Annotated in this window: 7 protein-coding genes; 5 read left to right on the top strand and 2 right to left on the bottom strand. The window is 65.9% G+C overall.

Annotated features, from left to right (window positions below; genetic code table 11):
- Positions 1–401, bottom strand: a 401-nt coding sequence (locus ACWDTP_RS36865) for a cutinase family protein (RefSeq protein ID WP_450028161.1), incomplete at its 3' end; no start/stop codon positions are given.
- Between the two features lie 313 nt (positions 402–714).
- On the opposite strand from ACWDTP_RS36865, the gene ACWDTP_RS36860 reads away from it, so the two are divergent.
- The gene (locus ACWDTP_RS36860; RefSeq protein WP_450028160.1) at positions 715–1,314 is read left to right on the top strand and encodes a DUF308 domain-containing protein; all 600 of its coding nucleotides are present in this window, start codon (positions 715–717) and stop codon (positions 1,312–1,314) included.
- Between the two features lie 16 nt (positions 1,315–1,330).
- Positions 1,331–2,266, top strand: a complete 936-nt coding sequence (locus ACWDTP_RS36855) for an aromatic alcohol reductase (RefSeq protein ID WP_450028159.1) — start codon at positions 1,331–1,333, stop codon at positions 2,264–2,266.
- A gap of 22 nt (positions 2,267–2,288) precedes the next feature.
- Here ACWDTP_RS36855 and ACWDTP_RS36850 read toward each other — a convergent pair whose 3' ends face one another.
- Positions 2,289–3,035, bottom strand: a complete 747-nt coding sequence (locus tag ACWDTP_RS36850; RefSeq protein WP_450028158.1) for an SDR family oxidoreductase — start codon at positions 3,033–3,035, stop codon at positions 2,289–2,291.
- A 203-nt stretch (positions 3,036–3,238) separates the two neighbouring features.
- Here ACWDTP_RS36850 and ACWDTP_RS36845 point away from each other — a divergent pair, with 203 nt between their 5' ends.
- The 3 genes from ACWDTP_RS36845 to ACWDTP_RS36835 form a co-directional block, all read left to right on the top strand.
- Positions 3,239–4,072 (top strand): GNAT family N-acetyltransferase, encoded by an 834-nt coding sequence (locus tag ACWDTP_RS36845; protein ID WP_450028157.1) that lies wholly within the window; start codon positions 3,239–3,241, stop codon positions 4,070–4,072.
- Positions 4,073–4,125: 53 nt separating this feature from the next.
- The gene (locus ACWDTP_RS36840) at positions 4,126–5,310 is read left to right on the top strand and encodes an acyl-CoA dehydrogenase family protein (RefSeq protein ID WP_450028156.1); all 1,185 of its coding nucleotides are present in this window, start codon (positions 4,126–4,128) and stop codon (positions 5,308–5,310) included.
- Between the two features lie 4 nt (positions 5,311–5,314).
- Positions 5,315–5,949, top strand: a 635-nt coding sequence (locus tag ACWDTP_RS36835) for an LLM class flavin-dependent oxidoreductase (RefSeq protein WP_450028155.1), incomplete at its 3' end; no start/stop codon positions are given.

The following is a 5,949-nucleotide window of genomic DNA, read 5'->3' as shown; positions in this document are numbered from 1 at the left end:
ACCGGGTACACGGCCAGTGATTGACGACCGATCTGCGGGCGCAGCGCGTCGACAAACGCTTGGCCGGTCGGGCCGGTGCCGGGCGATTCGTTGGTTCCCCGCGCGAAGATCACCTCGACATCGGGGCAGGGCGCGGCAGATGCCGATGGCATCAGCATGGCCGGGGCCGCCAACATCATCAGTGCCGTCTGCCCGAACAACGCCGGAACTCTGTAGAAATGCACGTTCAACATCCTCTTGTCGACTCGACTGAAGTAACGCGAAGCACCGTTGATGCGTTCGTGGCTGGGCTGGCGTCGTTGCCCGCCACAGTATTTCGCTGCGATTTTGTCAGACGCAGCCGCTGGGTGATCGGATCGCGGTCGGCCGGCGCCAAGGGGGTTATCGGCGATATCGATCACTCGATATCGATGATATCATCGGTCGGTCGGGTAGTGGTGCATGGCGTTTGCCGCCCGCGGCTGACTGCTGCGTGAAAAAGCTGCGAAATCTTGCGGTCGTCTCGCACTGCTGCTGCAGGGCAATGTAACTGGGCGCAAGGTCGTTTGCGAATCTACCTATTAGAAGGTAGGTTGACCTATGTGGTCACCGCTCCCCGCCGGGTGCTGGGAGTCGTGCATCGGTTACCAACCTCACTCGGGTGAGGTTCAGGGGCACCCACTTGTGCCGTGCAGCGGCCGGGAGATCAGTTTGTCTGTCGATCAAGGAGAGAACATGTCAGACCGCACGCTCGAGGCGTCCGTATCCACCGATACCGACCGGTGGTTGAGGTCCTATTACACACTGCGAGGGGTGATTTCGCTGGTGTGGGTGGCCGCCGCCCTGACCGTCGGGCCGATGGCGCCGATGGTCGCGGGTGTGCTGCTGCTGATCTATCCGGCATGGGACGCGCTGGCCAACATGATCGACGCGCGACGCAACGGTGGCCTGCGGCACAACCCCACCCAGACGTTCAACCTGGTTGTCAGCAGCCTGACCACAGTTGCGGTGGCTTTCGCGCTGGCCGCGAGCATGAACGCGGTTCTCGGTGTCTTCGGGGTGTGGGCGGCGCTGTCGGGGCTGCTGCAGTTGGCGACCGCGGTACGTCGCTGGAAAGGCGCCGGGGCCCAATGGGTGATGATCGTCAGCGGCGCACAGTCCGCGGCCGCCGGCGCGATGTTCCTGAAACAAGCCGGTGCACCCGAGACGCCCAGCGTTGCCGATATCGCACCGTATGCTGCATTCGGCGCGTTCTACTTCCTGGTGTCGGCCATCTGGTTGACCGTCGCAGCTGCCCGGCGCCGGCGGCACGCGATCACCCGGGCAGGTCGGTGAACCGAAGGGCATGTCGATGACCACTCAGTCGCAATCCGCAGCCACCCCCGAAGGCGTCCTCGTCATCGGCGCCGGTGAACTCGGCTCGAATGTGCTCGACGCGCTGTCCCGGCGTACCGACCGCGACCCTGATCTGCGCACGTTGGCACTCATGGTCAGGCGGTCCACCACCGACCAGGCCCGGCGGCGAGCCGACGAGATGGCTGCCAAGGACATCACCCTCATCGAGGCCGATGTCACCGAAGCCTCGGTGCCCGAGTTGGCCGCGATCATGAGCCGCTACCACACCGTCATCAGCTGCATCGGCATGACCGCAGGACCGGGCACTCAGCTCAAACTGGCGAAAGCCGCACTCGCGGGCCGGGTGCCGCGCTTCTTCCCGTGGCAGTTCGGCATGGATTACGACGTGATCGGTCGGCACAGCCCGCAGGATCTGTTCGACGAACAACTCGACGTGCGCGACCTTCTGCGCGGCCAGGACGCGACGGACTGGGTCATCGTGTCGACCGGCATGTTCACCAGCTTCGTATTCGAACCCGGTTTCGGAGTGGTGGACCTCGAATCCGGCACCGTCAACGCGCTGGGCAGCTGGGACAACGAAGTCACCCTCACCACACCCGAGGACATCGGAGCCCTGACCGCCGAGATCGTCCACGCCCAGCCCCGCATCGCAAATCAGGTCGTCTTCGTCGCCGGAGACACCATCAACTTCAGCCGACTTGCCGACATCGTCGACGAAGTACGTGGCACAGCCGTCACGCGCAACGAATGGACGCTGGCCTACCTGCTCGACGAACTCCGGCGGCACCCGGCCGACTCGATGAAGAAGTATCACGCCGTATTCGCGCCGGGGCGGGGCGTCGCGTGGCCGAAGGAGCGGTCCTACAACGTGATTCACGGAATCGACACCACCACCGCCGCGGAATGGGCGCACGCTCACCTCACTGGCTGACCAGTCCTGCGCGCCCAGACTCCTAAAAGATGACGCTCGACCCGCCGTCGACGACGAGGTTATGCCCGTTGACCATGGCGGCGGCGTCGCCGCAGAGGTAGAGCACCGTGGAGGCCACATCCTCGACGGTGGCCAGGCGCCGGGTCGGAATCTTCTCGATGACCTGCGCCCTGGCCTCGTCCGACCATGTTGCCCGTGACATCGCCGTGTCGACCAACGTCGGGGAAACGCAGTTCACCGTGACACCGTGCGGGCCCCACTCGGCGGCCAGGACCTGAGACATGCCGAGGATTCCGGCCTTCGCCGCGGAGTACGCGACGTGCCCGGCCACGCCCTGAATGGCGTTCTGCGAGGCGATGTTGACAATCCGGCCCCGGCCGCGACCGACCATGTCGGATCCGAATATCCTGGCGCACAGGAACACTCCGCGCAGATTGGTGGCCATCGTTTCGTCCCAGTCGCTGGTGGGGTACTCCGCCGCAGGCCCGAGCAAGGCGATCGCGACGTTGTTCACCAGCGCGTCGACGGGCCCGAGCTCCGAGCCGATGCGTCCCGCGCCTTCGCAGACCGACGCCTCCGAAGACACGTCGACCAGGTACGAGGCGTGCCCGCCGCCCAGTTCGGCGCCGACCCTGTGCACCGCGTCGTCTCGGTCGAGCAGCGCCACCCGCCAGCCCTGCGCCGCGAACCTACCCGCAACGGCTGCACCGATGCCGGACGCGGCACCGGTCACGGCGACGGTTCTGCGGACGTTCGACGCCTCATTCATCGCGCCATGCCTCCTTCGGTGGTTTCCCACCACAAACGCACGGGAGCCTCGATTCGTTCGCCGAGTCTGTCCGGCGAACGCTGGCGGCCGGCCCGGCGTTCTCACTAGCAGACGCGCTACGCATGCCCGCGCTCGTCGATGTACGCGACCGCATGTTGACCGAATCTTGCGCCGCATCGAACTTCACACTGCAGGAGGACTTCATGGCCGACATGACATTGACCGCACTGGCTGAAGGCGCCGAGGCCGAGGTCATGTATCAGTACGAGACGCTGGCGCCACCACCGACGAAATCCGCACTGGGTATCGCGACAGTACGGATCGGTGGTGGCGTGGCACTGGCGATGCGCAACGACCCGGTCGGTTATTGGAACAAGGCTCTGGGCTTCGGTTTCGCCGAGCCGGTCACCGCCGATCTCGTCAGGCGCGTGACCGACTTCTACCGGGCTGAGCGCAGCGCGGGCGCGGTGTTGCAGATCGCTCCAGCCGCGCTGCCCGACGCATGGCCGGAGATCTGCGCGGAGTTCGGCATCAGCTTCGACTCCGAATGGATCAAGCTGGCCTGCCCGGTCGAGGAGGTCGAACCGGCAGCACCGGCCGGCGTCGACGTCGGGCCAGTCGAACCCGCTGACGTCGACGAGTGGGCGTCGGCGACACTACGCGGATTCGGTATGCCCACCGCGGGGCTTGCCGAGATGATGGTGGCCTGTACGGGCAACCCGGCGTTTCGGCCGTTCGCGGCGTGGGAGGGCGGTGAGATCGTGGCAGCGGCCAATCTTTTCGTTCATGGCGAGATCGGTGCTCTGAATGCCGGCGCGACGCTGGACGGGTACCGAACCCGGGGTCTGCATTCCGCACTCATCGCCGCCCGCGCCAAGGAGGCTGCCAGGACCGGATGCCGCTGGCTCGTCGCGGAGACCGCCAAACCCGGCGGCGGTGAGGTCAACCACTCTCTGAACAACCTGCTGCGGACAGGTCTGCGGCCGCTCTACACCCGGCAGAATTGGATCTGGACACCAAAAGTTAACTGCGGCTGAGCGTTCCAGCAACCAGCCCGAACCGAGCGCACCACGAAATCGAAAGACGTGCATTGACAACAACTGCTGAAACCATTCCGGCCAGAGACGACCTGCTGAACGCGGCGCGCGGCCTCCATGACCGCCTCCGTGAGTTCGCCGGCTACGGTGACACTCACCGGCGGACGGCCGACGAGGTCGTCGACGCGCTCACGGCCGCGGGGATGTTCCGGCTGTCCAAGCCACGCCGGTACGGCGGATACGAACTCGACCTCGGCACCTTCCTGGAGATCCTGGAGATACTCGGTGAAGCCGACGGTTCAGCGGCATGGCTGGTTGCCATCGCCGCAATGGGGGACTGGTGCACCGCGCATGCGCCGTCGCAGGCGATGGACGAGGTGTTCGGTGCCGACCCGGACGCCCGGCTCGCCGGCGGTGGGGCCGCCGCCGGGGCCGGCCGGCCGGTCGACGGTGGTGTCGTCGTCACGGGACGGTGGAGCTACGCATCAGGGTCACCGCACGCCCAGTGGGCCATCGTCGCTGCCGGCATCGTGGGTCAGGAGAGCCGGCCGCCTGATTTGGCGTTTGTTCTCATGCCGATCACCGACGTCGAGATCGAGGACACCTGGTACACGGCCGGTCTCCGCGGCACGGGCAGCAATACCCTCGTCGCGGCGGACGTCTTCGTCCCCGAGCACCGAGTCATCCCGTGGTCCTCGCTCACCGAGGAGGCACCGTCGAGCCTGGGGCCGCTGTATCGGCTGCCGATGCAGGCCGTAGGCCGGCTGGGGGTAGTGGGGCCGTTGCTGGGTGTCGCCAGAGCCGCGCTCACACACGTGATCGACGCGACAGCGGTCAAGGGTCTGGCGCATACCGCTTATCGCACCCAACGCGAATCGGTCGGCGTGCAGCTGCAGGTGGCCGACGCCGCGCTCAAGCTGCAGACCGCGAGCCTGCACGCCCACGCGGTCGCCGACACACTGATGCGTCACGCGATCGAGGCGCGACCCCTGGACGGGTGCTACCTGGCACAGTCCGCGGCCGAAACCACGCTCGCCGGTGAGCAGATCCTCGCCGCGGCCAACGGCTTGATGACCGTCCACGGCGCCGGCGGACTGGCGGACACCAACCCGTTGCAGCGGATGTTTCGCGACATCAACACCGGGGTGCGGCACGCGGCGCTGAATCCCGTTGTCAGCAATGAAATCTTCGGCAAAGCCCTGCTCGGAATGCCGACCAACGATGGAAGCGAGCGTTGAACCGGTGAGAATTGGAATGGGTCTGCCGCAGTACGGATCGGCCATGGGCAGCGCGGCAGAGCTACGCCGCTTCGTGACTCGCATCGAAGAGTTCGGCTATGACTCACTGTGTGCCGGAGATCGTCTGCTTACCCCGCTGAAGATCCACAGCTATCCTCCCGGGGGCAACGACGCCTATTGGGAGATGTACCTGGACACGCTGAGCGCCTTCGGCGATCCGTTTTCGGTCATCGCCGCCGCTGCGGCCGTCACCACCCGGATACGGTTCAATTTCGGCACCTTGAACGCGCCGCTGCATCAACCGATTCATCTGGCCCGCACGTTGACCACGCTGGACGTTCTCAGCGACGGCAGGCTCGACGCCGGATTCGGGCTCGGATGGATGCGCGACGAGTACGACGCGCTGGGCCTGTCATGGTCCTCGCGCGGGCAACGACTCGACGACATTCTTTCGTTTCTGCAGACCTGGTGGACCACGAACCCGGTCGAGTACCAGAGCCCGTTCATCTCCGTTCCGCGGTCCAGGGTTGATCTTCGACCGATCCAACCCGGTGGGCCGCGGATCTTTCTCGGCGGGTCAAGCCCGGCCGCGCTCGCCCGGGTCGGGCGGCGCGGTGACGGCTGGATCGGGTTCGACAC

Source organism: Mycobacterium sp. NPDC003449, assembly GCF_053588415.1.
This window is presented reverse-complemented; position numbering and strand designations above follow the sequence as displayed.